The following is a 19359-nucleotide window of genomic DNA, read 5'->3' as shown; positions in this document are numbered from 1 at the left end:
GTAATCAGTTAGCGAAAACAATAAAAAAACCCGGGTCGCTTGGCGACTCGGGTCTCATGTGTTTTTGAATTTGCCACTCAAAAAGTGGCTAAACAAAGCCTCATCACCCGCCGCCGAAGCGTCGCAGCAGTAGCAGCGATAGGAGAATAAGGTTGTTGTTCATGGCAGTATCATACTTAGAGAAGCCGACCCACGTCAACGGTTCACGGTTTTTGCCCAGATAATTCGAAAAAGGGGACTTGCAACGCACCGTTAGAAGTCAATTAGGGTTGGTCGTAGCGGAAGTCGTCAAGACTTTCGTTGTATTTGCCAAACGAGCCGAAACTCATGCGCGAGTTCCGCTACCCAAAAATTAAGCTGCGACAAAGCACTAGGCAGCGGTCGCCTTCGGGATCTTCTTGCCTTGCAATTGGTAGACGTAGCGAAGCACTTCGGCGACCGCTTGGTATTGGTCCGCAGGAATCGAATCGCCGACGTCGACCGTCTTGTACAGCACTTGGGCGAGCGGTTTTCGCTCGACCACCGGAATGCTGTTCTCCAGCGCCAGACGGCGGATCCGCTGCGCGATCACCCCCGCTCCTTTGGCCAACACGATCGGAGCGGGCATCGTGGTCGGATCATACTGAATCGCAATCGCCAACTCGGTCGGGTTGGTGACCACGACGTCGGCTTTGGGGACTTCGCTGCCAACTCGCTGCATCATCATTTGACGCTGCACTTGACGACGACGCGCGGCGACTTGGGGATCGCCCTCGGTTTCTTTCATCTCGTCACGCATCTCTTGGTCAGTCATCATCAACTCTTGCTCGTTCTTCCATTTCTGGAACGCGTACTCAAGAACCGCCAACACGAACAGAGCACCGCCCACCCAAACGCAGGTACCAATCAACGCGTCAAATAACACGGTGGCAATTTGGGGAACCGAAAGGGCCGCGAGTCCGAGGATCGAATCTTGGTATTTGCGGACCGCGTAATAAGCAACCACGCTGATGATGGCGACCTTGAACGAACCAAATCCAATCTTGGCAACGCCCTGCATCGAAAGAATACGTTTGGCACCGGACAACGGGCTGATGTTACTCAGTTTCGGTGTAATCTTCTCCGGCGCGATCAGTAGCCCCGTCTGCATTACATTGGCAAGCACGCCGGCGACTAGCATTGCCAACAACATCGGTGTCGCTGCGATCGCTAAACGGCCTCCGGTTGTCAATAACCAATGCGAGGCATCCTCGGTTCCAAACGGCGTGATACGAGGCGTCGAAAGTGAATCGGCAAGCGCCGTGGCAAGAGTTTCCGCAGCAGGACCACCCAGCATCCACAGGGCTCCGAGTGCAGCCAGCAGCAGAGCGGCGGAGGTCAGGTCTTGGCTGCGAACCACTTGGCCTTGTTCGCGAGCCTGCCTGCGCCGCTTCTCGGTCGCTGAATGTTTCTTATCACCACTGCTGTCAGACATGTTCGGTCGCGTTTACCTTTTATTACCAAAGTTGGCCGAATTTTGCTGCCACGGCCACTAGTTCTTGCTCAAAGATCAATCCCACCGAACCGATCGTCAGCGTGGTCACCACCAGTAATGCTAGCGCATTAATGCTAAGCCCGATCGCGAGCACGTTGATTTGTGGCAGTGTTCGGCTGATCAATCCAGTCAACACGTTGCTCAAAAGCAATGCCGCAACCACGGGGGCCGAGACGCGAACGCCGGCGGTCATTCCGGCGGTCATCTGGTCGACCACCAACGTCATCATCGAGTCGTCGAACGTGACTTTGCCCGCGGGCATCGCTTCGAAACTGTCAACCAAAATCCCCAGCAACATGCGGTGACCACCAACGCCCAGCATGACTGCGGTGACCAGTAATCCGATCAAACGAGCCAGCGTTGGCATACTGCTTGACGTGGTCGGATCCACAGCGTCGCCCAATTGCATGCCGCCGGTGCCTGTGATCGTTTCGCCAGCAAGTTGTAATCCGGTGACGATCAATTGGATGGTCGATCCAATCAACAATCCGATCAACCCTTCGCGAGCCACCGCGATCGTCAGTTCAAGCAGATTGTCGATTCGAGGTAGCGAGTCATTGTCGACGTGGGCTGCGACCGGCGGAAGCAATAGCATCGTGATCGCAATCGCCAATAACGCGCGTACCCGCTTGGGCACTCCCACACCGATCGCGGGCATCGAGATCAACAGCGTACTGAGCCGCGTTAACACGAGCACCGCGAGGACAAGATGATCGATCGCCCATTGAACCAGCGACGGAAAATCGGACGGTTCCATTACGGCGACCCTGCGCTCTCAAACACATTTCGCGTGAATTCAACCATCCGGCTCATCAACCAAGGCATACAGGCGATCATGACCGCTGCCATCGCTAGAACCTTGGGCACAAATGCCACCGTTTGGTCTTGGATCTGAGTTAGTGCTTGCAGCAAACCGATCAACAATCCGGCGCCCATGCCGACGATCAACATCGGGGCCGCAATCACGACCGCAGTCATCAATGTAGTTCGGCAGAGGTCGACCGCAGTAGGAGCGTCAATCACAAACGTAAGCCTTAAACGAGAGTTCCAAAACTGTCCATCAACATCTGGACCACCAAACGCCATCCGTCGACCAAGACGAACAGCAGCAATTTAAAGGGCAGCGAGATCACCGCAGGGGGAAGCATCAGCATCCCCATCGAGATCGTCACGCTAGCGACGACAAGATCGACAATCAAAAAGGGTAGGTAAATCTGGAAGCCCATCAAAAATGCGGTCTTCAGTTCACTCAAGATGAATGCGGGCAACAGCACTCGCATCGGTACATCGGCGAACGTGCTCGGCAGCGGCGCGTCGGGATCCATGTAACCATAAAACAAATGCACGTCTTCATGATTGCCGGCCACGTCAATTTGATTGGACATGAATTCACGAATCGGAATCGAGCCGGCTTCGTAAGCTTCTTCCATCGACATTTTGACGTCGGGATCGGTGTACGGTTTAACAGCGTCTTCGTAGACACGCGTCCACACCGGAGTCATCACGAATAACGTCATGAACATCGCGATGCTGGTCATCACCTGGCTGGGCGGCAACGATTGCAGACCAATCGCTTGTCGCAACAATCCAAGCACGATGATGATGCGGACATAACACGTCGTCATCAATAAAATCGCCGGTGCCAAACTCAGCACGGTCAATAGCAGCAAGACTTGCAAGCTGCTCGCCAAGCCTTCGGGGCTAGTCCATTGTTCGGGACCGCCACCGAGGACGTTCAGCGATTCCGCAGCGATTTTGACCGGTTCTTGCTGCACAATCGTCGGCTGTTGAGCCGCTGCGGTCGGCGCAAGCAACATCGCAGTGATCAGCAGAATCAGTGGTATTGCAAGCAGTCGGATCAAACCAACGTCGCTCCATCAACGCGAGACGCCTTCGGCAAAGAGACCCTTGGACTTTAGGGAAATTTGCCAACAAAGCGAAAGAGCGATTCAGCCCCCGGCGTCTCAAAGCTCCGTCTTGTCGGGGAAACGGCGGAGGGAAGTAGAACGGCGGCTACTTTACAATCCGCCAACAGCGGTGGATCCGCCGATTCCGATACTCTTCGGGGACCGTTTGATTGCTGATCTCGTGGATCGTCGTTGCCGGAACCTCCGCCGGATCGAATTTAAAGCCACGGAAATTGTTCGAGAAATAAATCACTCCGTTAGGCTTCACGAGTGCTAGCAATTGATTTAGAAACGGCACGGCACAGGTCTGCACGTCCCAGTCGTTTTGCGTGCTCTTGCTGTTGGAAAACGTCGGCGGGTCAAAGACGACGAGGTCGTACAGTTCCGCAGGTTTGTGATCTTTGATAAACTGAACGGCGTCGATCGCGAAATATTCATGCTCCGGCCCATCAAAGCCGTTTCGCCGCATGTTCACCTTGGACCACTCGATGTAGCGTTTCGACAGATCGACGCTGGTCGTCTTTGCGGCGCCACCCGCAGCTGCATACACGCTGAACGAACCGGTATAGCAAAATAGATTCAGGAAATTTTTGCCTGCAGCGACCTCGCGGACCATTTGCCGAGTCACGCGGTGATCCAGGAATAATCCGGTGTCGACATAGTCGGCCAAGTTGACCAGGAATTTCAGTCCTCCCTCTTGGACCTCGATCCGCGAATCGGTCTCGGCGACCTTTTCGTGCTGTTTGGTTCCCCGTTGCCGTTCGCGTTTCTTCAAGTAAACGTTGTTCGCAGGGATTTCCAGCGTCTCGCCCGCCGTTTTTGCCATCAAATCGAGCCACTCGGAGTGCTCGGCCGGTTCGCGATCGTGCGGCCGTTCGTACTCGGTGATGTGCAGATTGTCTTCGTAGCGATCGACCACCAATGGGATTTCAGGGATATCACGTTCGTACAGTCGATAGCATGTGATCCCGCGTCGCGTGGGATAACGTCGTAAATGGCGTGCTCGTTTGCTCAACCGAGTCGCAAACAGATTGGCTTGTTCGATCGTTTTTTGGGAATAGGAGGAGCTGTTCTTCATACAGATCGGCTTGAGAGGATATCCGGAAAGGGGTCTGACCCTCTCCGGTGAGGCAAAAAAACTCAATGAAAACGACTTGCTTCCAAAGGGTCAGACCCCTTTTCGGAGACTCTCTGAGATTTCTTCGTTTGAATTCGTTTTGGATTTGCTGGCATCCGACCAATAACTGGCGATCATCGTGTCGATGACCAATTGGGTGAAGTGGTACATCATCATTGGGATCACGCTGACGCCACAATCGATGGCGATTTGCAGCCCAATCGTCAGCGTTTTTTGGCTGCCGGCGATCCCGACCGCAATCTGACTCTCGCGGTCCGCCCGGACCACCCGTGCCGCGAATACGCCAAATACGAGTGCCGCGACGTGCAGCATCGCCACCGAAACAAAAAGCTGTCCGATTTGTAGGCCAAACAGCGAGGCATTCTCCTGCATCGCTTCGCGGACCACCATCGCACTCGCGATCGATCCAAAGCCCACCATCGACAGAATACCGAGCTGGGCAAGGAACGATAAGCGGAGCTTTTGGCGATCTGCCCATTCCGCAAGTCCTGCCATCCGCATCGTTTGCGCCAACACGATGGGAATAATGACGACCCACGTTAGATTCCAGACCTGGTCGGTCACCGACAGTTCCGTGGTTTTTGCTAGCACCAAGGCGACACCGATGGGCACCACCGCGATGCAGGCCAAATTGGTGACGACGGTCGTCATTAGTGCGATTGATTCGTTCCCACCCGCTTTGCGTGTCCACACGGCCGCCGATGCCAACGTGCACGGAACCAGCGATGCGACGAACAAACCGCCAAAGATCGGGGCTGGTAAATACGCCCTCATCGGCCAACACATCATCGGCACGACGACGATATTGATCGCGATTGCTAGCAGAGTTGGCAGCGGCTTGCGAAGACTCTGCCGCACTGACTGGGCGGGCAACGTGATCCCCATCGACCCCATCACGGCGAACACGATCGCACTGCGTAGTGTGGTCAATTCTAAGAGCGGAGTCAGTGCTTCGCTAGCAAAGAAACCGATGGCAAAGATCAATCCGAGTGAGATCAGAAACCAATGTGATTTTAGCCTTGCCCGCATGTTGTAATTTTTCCAAACGACCTATCGGCAAGCAGGGTAATGAACTTAAGATTCGAACGTGTCTATCGCTGTTCGCTAGCGTGCAGGGTATCAGAAGCACCCGCTGCTTCCGACGGCACACAGCAAACGGACTCGTGATGGGTCCGAAAAACACGGTTTTTTAAGTCAACGGTTTCGGTCGCCCTCGCAGGGAAAGGATTCCCAATGCATGAACGGACACAACGAGCCTTTGCTCGCTTGGTGTTCGTTGTCTGCTGCGCGCTGCCGACTTCGATCGTTTTGATGACGATCCTGGTGACCTGGACGCCCTGGTACCACCGTCATTGTTTGCGAACGATCACTGCGTCGATCGCCAAGGACACAGGGTTCGACGTCGAGATCGAAGATTTCGATCGCCCCAGTCCCTCGCGATTAGAACTGCAAAACGTTCGATTGCTGGATCCGGAGACGAAACGCGAAGTTGCCAAGGTCTACAAGCTCACCTGGACCGAAGTGAACGATGGCGTTTCGATTGTGCTGCATCAACCCGAGCTGCAGTCTTCGGAACTGGGCAATACTTGGCGATTGGTGCACGACCGGTTTTTGTGCCAATCGATTTGTGTTTCGACGCCGGTGCGTTTTGCTGCCAACGACTTAACCCTTCACAGCGACAGCGGGCCGATGACGCTTCGTGACGTTGATGCCTGGATCGAACCGGGCAACCCATCGATGATCGGCAGTTCCACCCGCGCGACGATTGAATGTTTGCCCACTGGCCAGCCCACCGATCGCGGTTTTCGCATCGAAGTGGTTCGTGATCGCAGCGGTGTGACCCCGGTGACGACGTGGACGCTGGAAACGGGCGACACCGCCCTGCCCTGCTCTGCCCTGGCTCCCTACAGCGACGCGATGGCGATGCTCGGCAACGAGGCCACGTTCTCGGGCATGATGCGATGGAGCATCGAGCCTGATGGTTGGTGGGTTGATTTAAGCACGTCGCGATTTGATCAGGTCGATTTGGCGAGAGTGTTTCAGCGACTGCCTCATCAATTAACGGGCGACGCCAGTTTGCGATTTCGTCGCGGCATGATTCGTCCCGGTAAAACAGTCGACGTGATTGCCGAGCTTCGTGCCAAAGAGGGTTTTGTGGGGACGTCGCTTTTGGCGTCGATGCAGCGAGATCTTGGTATGACCGTCGTGACCGACACCACAAGTGCACGTCCAGTTCCCTACGACCACTTGGCAATGCAGTTTCAGATCTTTGGCGCCAAGATGACGCTCGACGGGATCTGCCGCACCGAGCAAGGTTATGAAGGCTTGCCTGCGGGCGTGGTATTGATTGCCGATGGCTACTCGATGGTACAAGCTCGTGAGTTGGAGATGCCCGCGATCGAGTTGGCCAAAGCGGTTGCACCGTCACACAGCGTCATGGTGCCGATGTCCGAGCAGACCACGCCGCTGATGCAGTGGTTGTTGCCTCCGAGCCGATCGCTTCCAAGCGACACCAGCCATTCACCCCCGCCGCGAATCCAGACCGCTCAAGAATTCAGCGGCGGCCCCACGATCAGCGAGCCCTAACCAATGTCGCTCAGCTCTCCGAGCTGTTAGCGTTCATTAAGCCTATGTCGGATCGATAATGGGCAACGCGTTCTTCCCAAAAACAACCGGGTGTTCCAACGTCCTGCAAGGCGTCTTTCCTGTGCGGACATCTTTTAATCTCGTTCTGAACGGGAATGTCGTGTTAAGAGAGCGACCTGCTTCGATAGCCGCGGACTTTAGTCCGAGGGATTTCTGGACGTCTATATAGTCCGATAGATCGTGCGCCCTATCGTGAGAGATTTGGAGCCTAGTGTATTCAATCGAACGACGATTGATTTCTGACCGATTCTAAAACAGCCAAGGAAGGCAAGTGCAAGCACTTGAAGCTCGTTTTTGAAGCCGTCAAATGGAACAGGCGTCGTTTCGTTTCGTCGCTAAACTCAAGACTCTTGGCTCTTTTGTGTTAGCATTGACTCCATCGGCTATGCCAGTTCCTTCGTCACAAAGCACACACGATGAAACATCGCTTGAAACAGTTCTTCAAAGTCTCGATCGCCTTGATCGCCATTTTGGTAATGGTCGTGGCATTTTTTAGCTGGCGATCGTATGCCGAGGTCGAAGCGGCGTTGAAACCGATCCGTGATCGAGGGGAACCGGTGTCGCTCGCAAATCTGCGGGCAGCTGCCGTCGCCGAGGACGAGAACGCCGCGACCTATCTCAAGCCGATCGCCGACGAGGTCGAACAAGTCGTCAACGAAGCCTACCCGATTGCCTATCCCGATGACTTCTCCTGGCGTCACGGGCTGGCGGAAGGGCAGATTGCAAAACTGCGTCAGATCTTTGACTCGCACTCTCACCTACCCAACCAACTCGCTCTGGCATCGCACTGCAACAGACTCGCTTGGCCGCTCGATTTCGAATCGACGCCGAACCAACTGATGGAGCAGGTAATGCAAGTGAGCCAAGATGTACGTGCGATCGCACGGCTACAGGTTATCCGGACTCGCTACCTCGCTGCGATCGGAAAGCCGGACGACGCGGTGGCCGTTTGTCTCGAAGAACTGCGACTGGTTCGGCTCCAAGCGGACACACCTTTGCTCGTGTCGTGGATGGTCAACTTGGCCTGTCGTCGTGAAGTTTTGTACCAGCTGAACGGTATTCTGCAAACGGAAACATTGACGCCGGAGACGCATGCTGAGATCGAGCGTGAGTTGGCTCAGCAATAGCTGGCTAATTATTTCACGCAGACACTCAAGTCTGAACGTGCCTTCGGCATCGAGAGCTTTCGTGGGTTCTCGATATTGGCTGCCTCTTTGACTCCGCAATTGGCGAATTACATCGAATACATGAACGAGCAAATCGAGACCAGTTCACGACCACCGAACGAGCCAGCGTCGACATCAAAAGTGACCGCCGTCGGCATGACCACGCTACTTGTCCCCGCGATCGATAGCGCACGTGACGCTATGAAACACACGCTCGCGACGGAACGTTGCTTGAGAGTTCTCAATGCGATCCAGTCGCGTCAGGAACCGACGTCTTCAGTTGACCTGCATGATCTGGGGTTACCCGCCGATGCGATCATCGATCCGTACAACGGAGAAACGCTACTAACCCAGTCCGCCGAGTCCGGTTGGATCGTGTACAGCGTGGGCGAAAACGGCAGCGACGATGATGGTCAGATCGAGCCTGACAACGTAACGAACAAGTCCGCTGATATCGGTGTCGGCCCACCATCTAAATGACGCCAGCGGAATCATCTGCATTGGAGCAAGACTGAAAGAATGATGCGGTAGAAAGATTAAATCGCAGGCGATCTACGTTTATGATGTGGGAGGGGCTCCAGAGCAATCCGGGCCCTATCCCGCTCGCGATGGACGCCGCTCATTGCGTCAGTATACGAGTCGTTCGAGTTCTGCGCCCGACGTACAGCCCTACAAGAAACGAACCGGTCACGACAGCAGTCGCGAGAGACTGTTTGAACATCCATGCGGGAATTGTCGATGTGGCCAACGTTGCCTGGATATCAACAGCGCGTTTTTTAATTAGATCAGCCACTCTCTGTTCTCGTTTAAGTTCGGTGAATGCGAATTCCACCTCTGCGTCTGAATCAGCAGTATCACGCATACGATTTATCCCCGCCTCAATATTACGTATCTTTGATTCTCGGGTCGTCAGTTCCTGATTCAGCAGAGCAAGTACACGTTGAGTCTGCTGTCGTGGTTTTCCACCGCCGGCCGGTATGGCTGTATCCTGGTGTCGACGTTCGTTGACAAGCCAACCGCTGCAGAACGCTGCCACCGTTAACGTTATCGCAAACAATGTTGACAATCCGAATTGCCATCGCTTTGCGTTCTCGAGGTATGTCTTGGTCATTGATGTTTCAACCGAAATTTCGAGTGTTGGCAAAATGTTTGGCAATCAATGCCTCGGCGTTACCCGTTGTCAGTTTGAGATCATATTCTCCGGCGAACGCAAGGAGCCGATCAATCATGAGCGAGATCGCACATTTCTTGTCTGATGAAGTGAGTTTCTTGGCTTTCAGGTGAGATCCGTTGACAAGCCGAGCACAGATAGGACAGAAGCAAGTGCCACCGTATTGATTACGCAGAACGACACTGGGATCGTTTGTCAGATCGAAAGAACTCGTCAGATACGTCCCAAAGAACGCCGCAAATTCTCGAAGCTTGCCTTCATCCGGTCGCATGTCCCGTGGAAACGAGTCGCGGCAAGGCTCGATCCAATCCAGAGTCGCGGCGGTAACGTCGTCCGCGTGGCGAGACGACACAACACGTGGTATCGGAATTTCGCCCGCGTTTATTGCGAGACCAAGCCAACGAAGCAGCTTGTAGCTTCGCGAGTGGATATCAAACGCTAATCTCAGTTCGTCGGGAGGAAGCAATTGGGTTTAGCGGCATAAAGTTGAATTCACCGCGTTGCGGCAAAAGATTCTCAATTCCAACGGACCGCACCACCGCGACTTCGGGCGAGTAGAACGGTGTCTTTCGGATGTTAGGATACGCTTTATGTTCACGGTTTGCCACCAATTTCTCCATGGGTGTCTCAAGAATTGATTCTTGTCTCATTGATATTGGGCGCCGCTAACGCATCCGGCTCCCAGCCGACACCTGTCATCACTTCCAACAGTCGCAACGCGACGAATAATTAGCTGCATCGCAGCGGCAGAAGTTAGCCCCTGACGCGAGTCCCAGGTATTCGATCGGCAATGCTCCTCGTAGTCCTGAAGGGACGACAGAAATCCTGCGTCAATGCAACAGGTTGGGCAGGAAGATGAAGGGGGCAGGAATATGTCAGAATCCAAACTCCGTGGTGACATCTCTGCTGCAAATTGCTTCGAACTGGTTTGTCCAACGCAACGGGTTGCGTCTTGTGAGGTTAAAACATGGAAGGTTAGAAAACGGGGAAGAGGTGGATGGTTGGTCGCGGTGACGCGCTCCATGGTCTCTTCATTTTTCTGTCACGCCAATTTTTCTGTCTGCTCTTTAGCAGAGTGGCCCCCACCCAGATGTCGCTGAAGGCTCCATCCGAGCTCCCCTAAGCGAAGGAGACTGCTGATTTAGTACGGAATCATCGCTCTCATGTTAGCCGTTTGGGCGCTAGCCCCGGTTGGATGCTGACGAAACCGTGGCTAGCGCCAAAACGGCTAACTAAGTCAGTTGTCTTCTGAAGGGGGCACAGACAACTTTCGAAAAGAAAGGATATAGGTAGGAAGATTCCAGGCAGAATGCATTTTCCTACCCCTAATCTTCCTACCTAATATCCGCGAGTAGCGACCACGCGTTATGCGGCAATCTCTCTGTCTACTGAGACCGCCGCCGTCGCTACCTCAGCTCGGTCCCATACGCGGCCCGCAGTTATTACGCGGATTCAAGGTCGCTGGGTTTGCGACCGAACGCGACCCCGGCCAAGATAAAGGCGGCTTGGCTTGCGATGTACAGGCTCAGCCACATCAAGACGCCGGAGGTGAATCCGTAGCTGTGCAGTCCAATGCCCAGCTCGTTCGTGCCAAACCAGCTCCACGTGGTGACGATGTTGCCACCGATCGCCAATACACAGAAACCGCGTGCTTTGACCATGCCATCCCAGCGAGCGTGCAACATCAGCGCGTTCCAGATCACGATCAACAACGCTCCGTTTTCTTTCGGATCCCAACCCCAGAAACGGCCCCAGCTGTCGTCGGCCCACAAGCCACCTAGGACTGTGCCGACGAAGCTAAACAGGATTCCGAAACAGGCCGCACCGTAACACATCCGGTACAGGTCTTTCATCACCTTGGAATCTTTGCCAACCCAACCCGCGATCAAATAGCCTATCCCGATCGTGCCAGCAACCAACGTGGCAACATAGCCAAGCGTGACGCTAATCACGTGAGTCGCCAACCAGAACTGGGTATCCAAAACCGCTTGCAGTACCGGCATCGTGTCTCCGGTGTTCAGCCCATAAGCGACCAACAACGACATTACGCCCGCAACGGCGGACAACAGGTTGCCAGTGCCGTATTTGAAAATTCGTTCGACGACTAAGCCAAACAGCACCGCAGCCCAGCCGATAAAGACGGCGGACGAGTAAAGGTTGATGACCGGAGCGCGGCCGGTAATGCCAATGCGGCACAAAATCGTAAACGTGTGAATCGCAAGCGCGATGGCTAGCGTTCCCCAAACCGCCTGTCGCATCCGAGGCAAGTGGAACAAAAAGTACATCAGCCCCAAGACGGTCGACGCAAGATACAAAAACATCGTTACGCCGGTGGGCCAATTTGACTGCATCCATCGTTCCAGTGAGACCATGGCTTTGTCATAACCAGGGATGCTGTAGCTTTGCACCGCGGCGAGATGTTTATCGACGGCGGTGTTAAAACCGACCGTGTCCATGTCGCTATACGCTTTAATTATTTGGCCAAACGACTCGATCGATGCTTGAGGCGTCACGCCGGACCCGAGCGAATTTTTGGCCATGTCAAAAAACGCCGGTGCATAGGCCGACCATTTCGGATTATCGACCGCGGCGTCGGCCACCTCTTCAACCGGCGGGATCACGGCCGGCGCTGGCATCTTGGCCAGACTTTCCATTCGCATTTCGAGTTCACGCAGCGCGAACATTTGACGCGTTTGTTCATCCGTCCCCTCCGGAAAGAAGCTGGCCGGGAATCGCGACGGTGTGGGAATCCGAAACGCTGCAGCGGTCAACGTGTATTGCCGCGTACGACGATCCAATTCGATCAACTTCTTTTCTTTGAACGATTGATGAAGCGTTTCTTTTTTGCCCGCGGCTTCGACAAGCTTCGACGCTTCGTCCCATTGCTCACGAATTTCGTTCAGCGAATAGAGTTTGCTTTTGCGTCGCTCGAGCCCCAGTTCGCTGCGTACCTCTTCGGCATCAATGCGGAACATCGGCAAATCATGCAGCGAGGGATCGTCGATCGCCACTTCCATCAACCACTGCATCGCCGACACCGAACGGCCAGTAGTATGGTCTTGAATCTCTTTCGGTGCGGTATCAAGTGGCAGTGATTCGCGATTGCTGATCGCTTTAAGAGTTTGCCGTGCGTAGGCGTCCAGCGGCATCACGCGACCGCCAAATTGAGTCGGGATTTTGCCAGCGGTGTAGAAGTCGAACTGTTTCATCCGTTCGCTTGGACGCATCGAATTCATCACAGCAGGCCAAGGAATCAGCATCATCAGTGCGATCCCCGCAAACGCGCCGACGGTAGCAAACACGGGCCACTTGGAGGGTGGTGATTGATTGAATTCCGCCAACGCCGCGAGCTCTTTGCGGGTTTCACGTTCACGACGATCCAGGAATCGCGTCAGCGTTCCGAGGAAGTGAACCAGCATGCCGAGCGCGGTGATACTGCAGGCGACATAGGGAATCAGCCAGCCCGAGTTGCGGACGACTTGGATTCCAGTCATCTCTTTGCCGCCGGGAAGTGGCGTGTAGTTGGATTGATAAAACGTTTCACCACGATAACGCAGCGGATTGTTCATCCACACGCGGTCTTTGCGGTCTTCGCCGGTTTCCGTATCGATGATGCGAATGAACGACGAGTAATCACGCGGTGTGTCGGTGCCGCTGTAGTTCACACGGCGAACGTCTTCGAGTTGCACCCAATACGGTTTGACTTCGCGATGAAAACGCAAGCCGATGTCATAGCTCTTTTCGTTGACTGTAAACGAATCAAAGTCGTCTTTGACCGGTTCACCGGGGATCAACATCTCGCGATCCGAGATGACTTGGCTGACCAGGTGTGTGCTGATCGATTCGCCCGATGCCTTGTCGATCAGTTCGACGTAAGCCGACGGAACATTGATCGCGCCATCGGTTCCGCCTGCCTTGGTCACCGCAATGGCTTTGACTTCCAACCCGATCCCAGCGGTAGCAATGTTGTCTTTGCTGTCGGCTTGTTTGAGCGTCGAGTTGGGGAAGTACTGGATCACTTTGACGTTGACCGGAAGCGTCTCGTCCTCGATCAGCGAACCTGATGCTGCGGCTTGTTGCAAACGACTTGCAGGGATCGCGATGATGTTATCGATGCCATCGAGTCGCTCGATAAAGGTCAATTCAGCAGCATCCAAATTGATCAGTGTGTTGGTCGAATCGCCTTCGACGAGACTGAGACGTTGTTCAAGTTGGCGGTCGCCAAAGGTGAACTGCCCCAGCATCAAAAGACCGACGCCCAGGTGCAACAGCACGTTGCCGCCCTGTTTGTTAAACACCAGCAGACAGCCCACTAACAACAGGCCGCCGACGCCAAGTCCTTTGGTCAATTGCCAAACGATCCTCAGTCCAGGATCACCGATGCGGAAACCGTAGAACAGGGAAAACAATAGAACCAGCGTTAGCAGTCCGCCCAATTGGTACAGCAGCATCGCAATTTTTGCGTTGCGAACCTGAGTTCCCCATGCCACCGCACCGGCGGCCAACAATCCAATGCTGACCAGCACCAACCCCCACAACGCGTCATAAGAAATCGGTGGCGTGCCTTGTAGTCCGTCGCTGTTATGTCCCGCCATCACCACGAATCCGGTGGCGATTAAACCGGCAACCAAAAATCCGATGCCCAGCATCAGTTTCGAACCGCTGGCGTGAATTCGGAACCGCGTGATTTTCGCCGCGACCAGATTCACCATCAACAGAAAGCCGATCAACGCCCCGCCCGGAAACGGGATCTTGCCGGGCAAGGGCTCGCTATGGCGATAAAACGCTTGCGGCACGAAATCATCAAAGTGCAGCATCGCGACCCATGACAGGAAGTATCGCTGTTTCACCTCCAACATATTCATCTCGTCTTGGGCGAGCGTGCCCACCAGGACGATGATCAACGACAACGCAAAGAGCGTCACGGTCAATTTCAGTGAACCGAGCCAACGCAGCGCAACATGACTGAACTCGCCGAATGAATCTTCGGTTTGATGATCGATGTATTCGGTATGCGAAGTGGTAGTGGCCATGATTTTGATGAAGAGTGAGGTGGGGGGGAGAGGTGGGCGAGCGTTTCGTTGTTGTTCGAAAACAACTTCAATTGTCAGTGCTCATCCATTGATTTTACACTGCTAGAGCTTGATCGATTCCAAGAACGACTTGATTGCCTCGGATTCGGCGGTCACTGTTTTCGCAGGGCCCGTCATTTTGATGAACAAACTGAACCCTTCGTCCAGTGGAACAATGGTGGCGTCGATCGCGGTGCCTGCCTCGGGGTCCGTACCTAATAGTAAGAACCGTTGGCCATCTCGACCATCAACTTTGACTTTTTCAGCGTCTTGGAGTGCTTTGTCGACGACTTCGTCTGCAACGCCTTCGGGGCGAATTTGGCCAAGCCAACGAGCAACGTTGCCACGCAGGTCGCCTCCGGCCGGGATGACCGTGATTTCGGCTTCGGCATCTTCGGGGCCGACGTTGAATGCGGCCATTCGCATGCTGGACATTCGCCCATCACGCCAACCTTCGGGGCGATCATACTTCAATCGCGATGCAGGACTTTCTGACGCCGCACCGTTGTCGGATGCCGGCGTCGTCGAGGGTGAGGAACCCGACTCCATCGAGCCGCCAGCGACGCCGCTATGAATATCGTCGTTGGGCATCTCGCCCCGAGCCATTGGGCCGCCAGCCATTGGACCGCCTGCCATGCCGCCCATCATCGGCGGTGAACCGCCGCTTGATTTGCCAACGATATCGACCCACACCGCAGGTCCGTCGGCCGATTCGATTTCCAGTGGCTTGCCGCTTGCCCATTTCTCAGTCGATGCGGGCAATCCGACCTGGCCTCGCCAACGATTGACGTTCATCGCCACTTCGGCGTCCCAGTCGGATTGTTTCGGCAGCGACGACACGCTGATATCGAGCTGCTTGTCGGGCGTGTTGACGTCGATCGAGGCAAATCGCATCGGTTTGGATCCACCGAGTTGCCAACCCTCTGGCAATTCATCAAGCACAGGCTTGTCGTCCTCGAATTGGATCGACTCGACGAACTTGCGAAAATCATCCTCCACTACCGCCACCGCTTTCTCGGGGGCTGCGGTGATCTTAAAGAACCACGTTTGATCGCCTTTGGGAACCATGGCAGCTAGCATCCGGTCGTTGCCAGTACGAAGCTGTTCTGGCATTTCAGTCGGAATCGAGTAGGTCACAATCGGATCGGTTTTCTGACAACCGGACGCGGCTGCTAGCACTAGCATGACGCAGGAGATCGCGAAGTATCGGGGGGCGAAAAAGCGTAAGGTCCGCAACATGTCGGCCATCAGAATCCTGGAGCTGGCTATAGGGGTGGGGCGAAACGGGGATCGCTGCATTTTGCAGTTCCAGCCCGCTTAGGTACGAACCCATGAAGGTAAGGTGCCCCCACTGAATTAGAAACCCCGCAGGCGATTGTTTCGTACCCACGATTCTAACGTGCTGGGGGTTCCAGGGGCAGCGAAATTTCTCACCGATACCGGTTCGATCCGAGCATCTCAGTGGTATGCCGAGATTGAGGCCTGGCAACGAACTTCACCACGATTGCTGCGTGCAATCATCGTCATTCGCCGCGAAACACGGCATCTAGGGCCAACCGAGGAGCGAAAGCGACGGCATCGAAAGCATCAAGACCCTTGTCTCGATGCAGATGAAATCTTGATCTGCCTGCGACAGCGTGTCACGGCGGCAAACGTTGATAAAGGACCGTGATCGGCCGCCCTTGCGGCGTCTACCAGCCCATCAAGCTGATCAGCGAATCGGTCAACGAGCTGACAGGGGCGGATGGCTCGCTATAAGTCCACATGTTGCGAAGCAAATCGGTCATCAACATTCCCCCCAGACTCAGCACACCGATGATCATCACAAGCGTCAAGCATTGCAGCAGAGTGAAGGGAACTTCGTAAGTGCTAACCGCGGATGGCCCGCTGGCGGTTTTGGTGCGTGTCGACGTCGAGGCGATTCCGACACCCTCGGCCACCACTTCTTCCTCTTCGACAAATCCTTCTTCGACCGGAGCCGCTTCGGCATCAAAGGCGTCACCGCCAAATGCATCCGCGTCACCGAACGCATCGCCGCCCAATTCCACTGGCTCGCCGATCAACTCGGAATCTTCGACTTCGATGACCTGAGAATCACTATCGATCTCGGACTCCAATCCGATACCCGATGGCGACAACTGGAATTCTTCGTCGGCTTGGAAATCGACCATCGATCCGTCACCGCCGACACCCGAGGCACTGCTGCCGATCCCGCTGCCGTGTGAAATTTCGCCGCCCAGGTCTAAGGCGGAAACGCTGCTGCCCGCCAAATCAAGTGGTTCACTTTCCAGTGACAGTCCACTGTCCGATGGGCTCATCAAATTGATACCGCTGTCACCTGCAACGGACAAATCGTGTTCGGCGCTATCGATCACCAAATCATCGTCGTCGTCGGCGATCAGCAAGTCATCGTCATCGTCAAGCGAAAGAGCGTCATCACCGCCGGGGATCACTGCACCGGAGCTGAGAGCGCCGAGCCCGAGACTGCTGCCCAATCCTGAGGAAGCGAGCAAATTCTCGCTGTCGCCCGAGATCAATCCGCTGCCACCCTGTTCGGCACCCAGCAAATCAAGCTCACTCAAAACATCGCCACTGAGGCCCATGGATGATGCCCTGCCGCCTGCGGCGGGGGAATCGAGTTCGTCCATCAATTCCAAGCTACTCATCCCCGAGGATTTTAGTTCCGAGCCGCCTTTGGAACTCGACGCAACGTCGTCCTCGAGGATATTTAGTTCGCTGTCGTCGACGCCGATGACGATGTCGTCACTGTCCTCTTCGCTAATCGGAGCAAAGCTCAGATCGCTGCCGTCGTCGATTCCGCTGCCGACAATGTCACTGCCAAGGTTGATGCCTGATTCGGACGCCAACACGTTGGTCGGTTCGGAATCCAATAGTTCTTTGAGCTCGGCGTCGGTGACCGGGCCTGTGCTGCCCGCGTTGGGTTCGATCGACAGATCAATTTGTGCCGAGTCGTGGGTGATCGCAGGTTCGGCAAGACTCAATTCGCCCGAGTCAATCTCGAGCATCTCTTTTTTGACTTCCAGATCGCCATCGTCTGGGCTGATATCGGCAAGATCGCCCAGCAGATCGTCGCTGTCGCTGGCCACCAAGGCGACATCGCTTCCCACATCACTTCCGCTGGTGATCAAGTTCACATCGCTACCAGCACCGCTGGTGGAAGGTTCGATACCGAGTTCGACGTCGCTACCGCTGCCGTCACCTGCATCGGCGTCGTCGCCGCCAATGATGTTCGTGCCGCTGCTAAGCGAAAGACCGGATCCGAGATCCATGTCGCGGACTAGATCGCCCGAGCCGCCAAGCATGTCGCCCGCATCCATGTCGGCCAATTCATCGGCAAGCCGACTAATTTCGTTTTCTGGGAATTTCCAGCTCGCTCCGTCGCGGAATCCTCGGACTTCACCTTGACTACGAAGCTCGACCAAACGGTCGGTGGGAATGCCTAGCTTCTTCGCAGCGTCTTCGAGGGAGAGATAATCGGCCATGGGTGTTCTTTGGCTCCGGTAAATCGCAATGCGAAATTCAGGATGGCGAATAGGGACAAGCGGCCTGAATCGTTGCAGACCGGTCGGAAACTGTTGAATTGTGGGTTACGACTAGACGCCTATTGTGCCTCAAATTACCTAATTTGCTACTTTTTACCCTTGTTCATTTGGCGAATTTCTTCGGGTAAGGGCGATGTGGCATTGAGCTGAAGCGAAAAATCCGCGTCGATCGGGCGACTGCTGACCAGCCGAATCGTTCCCGATCTATCAATATGATACACGGCCATCCACGATTTTCCGGTATCGATTAGCGTAATTGTCTGACTTCCCGAGCCGTCAGAATGGGAAAAACCGATCATGTCGCCTGCCGCACCCACCTGATAGGGGCGAGCATTGGCCTGGCCGACCACCCCCAAGACCTTCTCGGCTTGGCCCCCAGAAATCGTTTGCTCCTTTAATTCTCTCGTTTCCGGCGAAGTAGGCAAGGTTTCCGCCGGGGGGTATGACGCTGGTGCCTGGCTGAAGACGTACGACGTCGCAGCAATCACCACGCTGCCGAACAAGAGAATTCGCAGCGGTAGATTTGCTTGCAATCGTGGCAGAAATCGGGTCTGCGAACCGATCGAGGCAGTTTTAGGACGGTTTGGCATCTTCCTCGCCTGATGTTTTGATGAGGGGGTCATTGCGTGGGGGGAATTTCCGGATGGTTCCGCCCCCGCGGTCATCCTAGTGCTTTGCTGCGGCAGATTGTAGTCCGACCGTGGCCTGCGGCCGCAGGCAGAGCGTCCGGCTTCGGCAAATCGCAAGCCGACGCGTCAGTTTTGAAGTTGCGTGTTTAGACGTTCTTCGGGCCAAAGACGTTCTTCGGGCCAAAGGCTGGGCAATTTGCCTAGCCTGGCCCAGCGGGCCAGGTTTTCGATGCAAAGAAACCTAAGGGCCAAAGGCCCGGCCATTTGCTAGCCGCCCTCATTAAGTCCCAGCAAACGGCCGGGGCTTTACCCCTAAATACAAACGCGCAACTTCAAAACTTACGCGTCGGGTTAGGACGGTGATGGCTCGGCGGACTCGTAAATAATGCGGCTTGCGAAGCCGGACGGTCTCTTTAGCTGATCGCCCGTGGCAAAATCTATCGATTGGGTGAAGTGGCATGGTCGAAACGGTCGATCCTTTTGTAATGAGTACCGCATACGTGCGCGCACTCGTGTCGTCGAGCTTTTTTGGCTCGGCGATATCGCTGAATCGC

At 54.9% G+C, this 19359-nt stretch carries 15 protein-coding genes; 4 read left to right on the top strand and 11 right to left on the bottom strand.

Annotated elements, in window-relative coordinates; all coding sequences use genetic code 11:
* Nucleotides 1-370 precede the first annotated feature (370 nt).
* The 6 genes from flhB to ABD971_RS06855 all read right to left on the bottom strand — a co-directional run bounded on the left by flhB (nucleotide 371) and on the right by ABD971_RS06855 (nucleotide 5587).
* A complete protein-coding gene (gene flhB, locus ABD971_RS06880) occupies nucleotides 371-1453 on the bottom strand; it encodes a flagellar biosynthesis protein FlhB (RefSeq protein WP_339936666.1) in 1083 nt (360 codons plus the stop codon).
* Nucleotides 1454-1475: 22 nt separating this feature from the next.
* Nucleotides 1476-2270: a flagellar biosynthetic protein FliR gene (locus ABD971_RS06875; RefSeq protein ID WP_339936668.1), complete on the bottom strand. Its 795-nt coding sequence runs from the start codon at nucleotides 2268-2270 to the stop codon at nucleotides 1476-1478.
* On the bottom strand, nucleotides 2270-2533 hold the full coding sequence (locus tag ABD971_RS06870; protein WP_372723107.1) for a flagellar biosynthetic protein FliQ: 264 nt from the start codon (nucleotides 2531-2533) through the stop codon (nucleotides 2270-2272). The genes ABD971_RS06875 and ABD971_RS06870 overlap by 1 nt, the downstream gene beginning before the upstream one ends.
* Before the next feature lie 14 nt (nucleotides 2534-2547).
* Nucleotides 2548-3375: a flagellar type III secretion system pore protein FliP gene (fliP, locus tag ABD971_RS06865; RefSeq protein ID WP_425571268.1), complete on the bottom strand. Its 828-nt coding sequence runs from the start codon at nucleotides 3373-3375 to the stop codon at nucleotides 2548-2550.
* Nucleotides 3376-3526: 151 nt separating this feature from the next.
* Complete coding sequence (locus tag ABD971_RS06860; protein ID WP_345320634.1) at nucleotides 3527-4498, bottom strand: class I SAM-dependent methyltransferase; 972 nt, start codon at nucleotides 4496-4498, stop codon at nucleotides 3527-3529.
* 90 nt (nucleotides 4499-4588) lie between these two features.
* Nucleotides 4589-5587, bottom strand: coding sequence for a bile acid:sodium symporter family protein (locus tag ABD971_RS06855; protein ID WP_345320632.1), 999 nt, complete (start codon nucleotides 5585-5587; stop codon nucleotides 4589-4591).
* Nucleotides 5588-5791: 204 nt separating this feature from the next.
* Between ABD971_RS06855 and ABD971_RS06850 the strand changes: the two genes are divergently transcribed.
* The 3 genes from ABD971_RS06850 (at nucleotide 5792) to ABD971_RS06840 (ending at nucleotide 8850) form a co-directional block, all read left to right on the top strand.
* The gene (locus tag ABD971_RS06850) at nucleotides 5792-7144 is read left to right on the top strand and encodes a hypothetical protein (RefSeq protein WP_339936676.1); all 1353 of its coding nucleotides are present in this window, start codon (nucleotides 5792-5794) and stop codon (nucleotides 7142-7144) included.
* A gap of 476 nt (nucleotides 7145-7620) precedes the next feature.
* On the top strand, nucleotides 7621-8331 hold the full coding sequence (locus tag ABD971_RS06845; RefSeq protein WP_345320630.1) for a hypothetical protein: 711 nt from the start codon (nucleotides 7621-7623) through the stop codon (nucleotides 8329-8331).
* 75 nt (nucleotides 8332-8406) lie between these two features.
* Nucleotides 8407-8850 (top strand): hypothetical protein, encoded by a 444-nt coding sequence (locus ABD971_RS06840; protein WP_345320628.1) that lies wholly within the window; start codon nucleotides 8407-8409, stop codon nucleotides 8848-8850.
* Nucleotides 8851-9488: 638 nt separating this feature from the next.
* Here ABD971_RS06840 and ABD971_RS06835 read toward each other — a convergent pair.
* The 3 genes from ABD971_RS06835 to ABD971_RS06825 all read right to left on the bottom strand — a co-directional run bounded on the left by ABD971_RS06835 (nucleotide 9489) and on the right by ABD971_RS06825 (nucleotide 15798).
* Complete coding sequence (locus ABD971_RS06835) at nucleotides 9489-9893, bottom strand: hypothetical protein (protein ID WP_345320626.1); 405 nt, start codon at nucleotides 9891-9893, stop codon at nucleotides 9489-9491.
* A 1090-nt stretch (nucleotides 9894-10983) separates the two neighbouring features.
* Complete coding sequence (locus ABD971_RS06830; RefSeq protein ID WP_345320624.1) at nucleotides 10984-14574, bottom strand: cytochrome c biogenesis protein; 3591 nt, start codon at nucleotides 14572-14574, stop codon at nucleotides 10984-10986.
* Nucleotides 14575-14676: 102 nt separating this feature from the next.
* Nucleotides 14677-15798, bottom strand: a complete 1122-nt coding sequence (locus ABD971_RS06825; RefSeq protein WP_345320622.1) for a hypothetical protein — start codon at nucleotides 15796-15798, stop codon at nucleotides 14677-14679.
* Between the two features lie 190 nt (nucleotides 15799-15988).
* On the opposite strand from ABD971_RS06825, the gene ABD971_RS06820 reads away from it, so the two are divergent.
* Nucleotides 15989-16285 (top strand): hypothetical protein, encoded by a 297-nt coding sequence (locus tag ABD971_RS06820; protein WP_345320620.1) that lies wholly within the window; start codon nucleotides 15989-15991, stop codon nucleotides 16283-16285.
* A 19-nt stretch (nucleotides 16286-16304) separates the two neighbouring features.
* On the opposite strand, the gene ABD971_RS06815 is transcribed toward ABD971_RS06820, so the two are convergent.
* On the bottom strand, nucleotides 16305-18116 hold the full coding sequence (locus ABD971_RS06815; protein ID WP_345320618.1) for a helix-turn-helix domain-containing protein: 1812 nt from the start codon (nucleotides 18114-18116) through the stop codon (nucleotides 16305-16307).
* 146 nt (nucleotides 18117-18262) lie between these two features.
* Nucleotides 18263-18766 carry a hypothetical protein gene (locus ABD971_RS06810; protein ID WP_345320616.1) on the bottom strand — a complete coding sequence of 168 codons (504 nt, stop codon included), beginning with the start codon at nucleotides 18764-18766 and terminating at the stop codon, nucleotides 18263-18265.
* Nucleotides 18767-19359 lie beyond the last annotated feature (593 nt).

It is taken from the genome of Novipirellula rosea (assembly GCF_039541335.1).
In the GTDB taxonomy this organism is placed as follows: domain Bacteria; phylum Planctomycetota; class Planctomycetia; order Pirellulales; family Pirellulaceae; genus Novipirellula; species Novipirellula rosea.
The sequence above is the reverse complement of the archived record's forward strand: the minus strand, read 5'-3'. Positions and strand labels throughout refer to the sequence as shown.

Coding starts and splice junctions, on each gene's coding strand:
- flhB (WP_339936666.1), bottom strand. CDS start 1,453: ATGTCTGACAGCAGTGGTGATAAGAAACATTCAGCGACCGAGAAGCGG.
- ABD971_RS06875 (WP_339936668.1), bottom strand. CDS start 2,270: ATGGAACCGTCCGATTTTCCGTCGCTGGTTCAATGGGCGATCGATCAT.
- ABD971_RS06860 (WP_345320634.1), bottom strand. CDS start 4,498: ATGAAGAACAGCTCCTCCTATTCCCAAAAAACGATCGAACAAGCCAAT.
- ABD971_RS06855 (WP_345320632.1), bottom strand. CDS start 5,587: ATGCGGGCAAGGCTAAAATCACATTGGTTTCTGATCTCACTCGGATTG.
- ABD971_RS06850 (WP_339936676.1), top strand. CDS start 5,792: ATGCATGAACGGACACAACGAGCCTTTGCTCGCTTGGTGTTCGTTGTC.
- ABD971_RS06845 (WP_345320630.1), top strand. CDS start 7,621: ATGAAACATCGCTTGAAACAGTTCTTCAAAGTCTCGATCGCCTTGATC.
- ABD971_RS06830 (WP_345320624.1), bottom strand. CDS start 14,574: ATGGCCACTACCACTTCGCATACCGAATACATCGATCATCAAACCGAA.
- ABD971_RS06825 (WP_345320622.1), bottom strand. CDS start 15,798: ATGCTAGTGCTAGCAGCCGCGTCCGGTTGTCAGAAAACCGATCCGATT.
- ABD971_RS06815 (WP_345320618.1), bottom strand. CDS start 18,116: ATGGCCGATTATCTCTCCCTCGAAGACGCTGCGAAGAAGCTAGGCATT.
- ABD971_RS06810 (WP_345320616.1), bottom strand. CDS start 18,766: ATGCCAAACCGTCCTAAAACTGCCTCGATCGGTTCGCAGACCCGATTT.